The sequence below is a fragment of the Salipiger sp. genome, from assembly GCF_059781815.1.
Window position 1 is genome coordinate 3,143 of the sequence record NZ_JBYNAH010000279.1, and the last position, 2,771, is coordinate 5,913.

The 2,771-nt window shown below is 69.6% G+C and carries 3 protein-coding genes and 1 pseudogene; 1 reads left to right on the top strand and 3 read right to left on the bottom strand.

Annotated elements, in window-relative coordinates; all coding sequences use genetic code 11:
- The 3 genes and pseudogenes from AC6RA4_RS22670 to AC6RA4_RS22680 all read right to left on the bottom strand — a co-directional run.
- Positions 1 to 245: pseudogene (locus tag AC6RA4_RS22670) on the bottom strand (hypothetical protein); the annotation flags it as partial.
- 415 nt (positions 246 to 660) lie between these two features.
- On the bottom strand, positions 661 to 1,188 hold the full coding sequence (locus AC6RA4_RS22675; protein WP_500164163.1) for a GNAT family N-acetyltransferase: 528 nt from the start codon (positions 1,186 to 1,188) through the stop codon (positions 661 to 663).
- 7 nt (positions 1,189 to 1,195) lie between these two features.
- Positions 1,196 to 1,750, bottom strand: coding sequence for a helix-turn-helix domain-containing protein (locus AC6RA4_RS22680; RefSeq protein ID WP_500164165.1), 555 nt, complete (start codon positions 1,748 to 1,750; stop codon positions 1,196 to 1,198).
- Positions 1,751 to 1,969: 219 nt separating this feature from the next.
- Between AC6RA4_RS22680 and pdhA the strand changes: the two genes are divergently transcribed.
- Positions 1,970 to 2,771 (top strand): pyruvate dehydrogenase (acetyl-transferring) E1 component subunit alpha (pdhA, locus tag AC6RA4_RS22685; RefSeq protein WP_500164167.1); only part of this gene is annotated, 802 nt, incomplete at its 3' end.

Sequence of the window (2,771 nt, forward strand, 5' to 3'; positions counted from 1 at the left end):
CCGCCCACTCCGCGCCACCCCCCCCCCCTCCCCCCCGCCCGGGCGAGCAGGCCGTTGCGCGCGGGCACCGGCACGCCGCGGAAGCGCAGCCCCTCCTCGCGCACCTTCTCGCCGAGGCAGCGCACCAGCCAGGCGGCGGTGGAGCCGGTGCCGAGCCCGACGCGCATGCCGCTCTGGACGTACTCCGCGGCACGTTTGGCCGCCACGAACTTGGCCTTGTCGATGGGCGAAAGCTCTCCGCTCATGGTGATCTCCCAGAATCCTCGTGTGTCGCGGCCTTATAGGCATGGTGCGCGGAGCTGGCGACAGGAGATTCGGGGCGGGCTGCGAATTTTCGGACGAATGTCGGAGCCTGTGGCGTTGCACCGAATTAAGCGGCGCGGCGTCCCGCCGCAAGGGCCGTCTCGGCCGTCGCCCCAGGGCGCCAGCCTCGGGACCGTGGCTGGCGTGACGCGCTTGCCGCGATACACAGCCGGTGGAGACGGTCGGCACGCCTCCGGCGGGAGTATTTTTGACGAAGAGAAAACAGGGGCGATCCCCCGGGCTTCTTCTGGCCGGAAATATCCCGGGGGAATCCGCGCCCCGCGCGGATGGGGGCAGCGCCCCCGCCCTGCCCCTTCGGCAGAGCCGGGCGCGACATGGCCAAGTTGTCTGCGCCAGTCAGCTCTGGCGGTACATGTAGGTGGTCGGGTCTCGGCGCGGGGTGCCTTCGGGGGCCAGGGCGAAGCCGGGGATCTCGCCCGCCACCTTAAAGCCGCAGCTGGCGTAGAGCGCCTGCGAGGGATCGCCGCTGCGGGTGTCGAGGGTGACGAGGTCGCGGCCTTCGGCAGCGGCGTGGGCGAGCAGCGCCTGCATCAGGGCACGCGCGATGCCGCGGCGGCGGAAGGCCGGATCGACCAGCATCTTGGCCACCTCGGCGCGGTGGGCCTGGTTCGGCATCATGTCGAGCACCAGCTGCACCGTGCCGACGAGGCGCTCGCCTTCGAAGGCGGCCCAGAGGATCCGGCCGCCATCTGGCAGCGCGGGCAGCACGGAAGTCTGCCAGAAGCGGCGGGCCTCGGCGCGTTCGAAGGGCATGACGAAGCCGACGCTGGCCCCGTCTTCGACGCAGGCCTGCAGGAGGCGGGCAAGCTGGGGCAGGTGGTGTGCCGCCTCGACGGGCGACAGGGGACGGATGGTCAGGGTCATGTCAGGCTCACGGGGTCACCAGGAACAGCATGTAGCGGGCGCCCTCTCGCGGCGGGGTCTGGAAGCGGGAGGCGCCGGAGAGGCGGTAGCGCAGCGCATCGCCGGGGGCGAGATCGTGGCGCTGCGCGTCGAGCGTCACCGCGAGCCGGCCCGAGAGCAGCACCAGGTGGTGCTCGAGATCGGCCACCGGCGGGCGGTGGTAGGAGATGTCGGTGTCGGGCGCGAGCGTGCAGTCGAGCACCTCTCCCGCCAGCGCCGCGCTGCCCGGGGAGACGACGCGCCGGGTGAAGCCGCGATCCTGCCAGACCGGCTGCGCGTCGTGGCGCAGGCAGGGCGGGAAGCCCTCCTCGACCATCGACAGCAGCCGCGACATGGTCAGCCCGTAGGCGGCGCAGAGCTTGCCCAGCTGCTCCGCCGTCGGGCTGGTCTCGGCCTTTTCCATGCGCGACAGCGCCGCGCGGCTGAGCCCGCTTTGCGCCGCCAGCGCCTCCAGCGTCAGGCTGCGCTCGGCGCGCAGCGCGGCGAGGCGCTGCGACAGGCGGGTTGTAAGGGCATCGGCCACGTCACGAATCCGGGAAATTTTCTCACTTTCGGGAATTAGCACGATCACGCGCCCCGCGACAAGCCGCCCCTTGCCCCACGGCGCCACTGCCCCAGCCTCATGCCCCTGCCCGCCCGCCGGATTTTTTCTCTGCCGCGGCGGAAGCGGGCTTTGACACTTGCGCCTCCTCTGGGTAGGCTGCACGAAAGTTTAACACTAAACTAGTTGGGGAGGAATCGCATGGCCGCCCGGAAATCTGCTGCCAAGCCGAACGTCTCGCCCGAGGAGCTCAAGCAATACTACCGTGACATGCTGCTCATCCGCCGCTTCGAAGAGAAGGCGGGTCAGCTCTACGGTATGGGTCTCATCGGCGGGTTCTGTCACCTTTACATCGGCCAGGAAGCCGTTGTCGTCGGCCTCGAGGCCGCGGCGGAAGAGGGCGACAAGCGCGTCACCTCCTACCGCGACCATGGCCACATGCTGGCCTGCGGCATGGACCCCAACGGCGTCATGGCCGAGCTCACCGGCCGCGAGGGCGGCTACTCGAAGGGCAAGGGCGGCTCGATGCACATGTTCAGCCGCGAGAAGCACTTCTACGGCGGTCACGGCATCGTCGGCGCGCAGGTGCCGCTCGGCGCCGGCCTCGCTTTCGCCGACAACTACCTCGAGAACGGCCGCGTGACCTTCACCTATTTCGGGGATGGCGCCGCCAACCAGGGCCAGGTCTACGAGACCTTCAACATGGCCTCGATCTGGAAGCTCCCGGTGGTCTTCGTCATCGAAAACAACCAGTACGCCATGGGCACGGCGCAGAAGCGCTCGACCTCGGGCGAGGACATCTACACCCGCGGCGCGCCCTTCGGCATCCCCGGCGAGCTGGTCGACGGCATGGACGTGCTGGCGGTCAAGGCGGCGGGCGAGAAGGCGGTCGAACACTGCCGCGCCGGCAAGGGCCCCTACATCCTCGAGATCAAGACCTACCGCTACCGCGGCCACTCGATGTCGGACCCGGCCAAGTACCGGACCCGCGAGGAAGTCCAGA

Excerpts from the sequence above, each read along its gene's own strand:
- AC6RA4_RS22675 (WP_500164163.1), bottom strand. The coding sequence starts at position 1,188 with ATGACCCTGACCATCCGTCCCCTGTCGCCCGTCGAGGCGGCACACCAC.